General features: G+C 61.5%; 1 pseudogene. It reads left to right on the top strand.

What is annotated here, in order from left to right:
• Positions 1–104: 104 nt before the first annotated feature.
• Positions 105–288, top strand: a pseudogene (locus tag ACNKXS_RS15385) (hypothetical protein); the annotation flags it as partial.

The raw sequence follows: 288 nt of genomic DNA, 5'->3' as shown, positions 1-288 counted from the left end.
CCCCCCTCCCCCCCCCCCGTGCCGGTGGGGCGCGCAGCAAGGCACGCACGGCTCACCAGGCGCATATCGACCTTCGCTTCGGACAAGTGAAAATCATGCGGCCTATGGGAAGCCATGCGCAGCAAGCCAGCGTCGCGCTATCGGTAGTGGAAATAAGGGAAAGGCCTGAGACGGTGCCGCCAGGCGAGGAGCCGGTGCATTGGATCCTTCTCACCACTCACAATGTACAAGACGTGGAACAGGCGCTTCAAATAGTGGCTTGGTACAAGCAGCGCTGGCAGATCGAAC

The sequence above is a fragment of the Christiangramia marina genome (genome assembly GCF_048285865.1).
GTDB lineage: Bacteria > Bacteroidota > Bacteroidia > Flavobacteriales > Flavobacteriaceae > Christiangramia > Christiangramia marina.
Note: the sequence above shows the minus strand (reverse complement) of the source record. Positions and strands in the feature narration are given on the sequence as shown.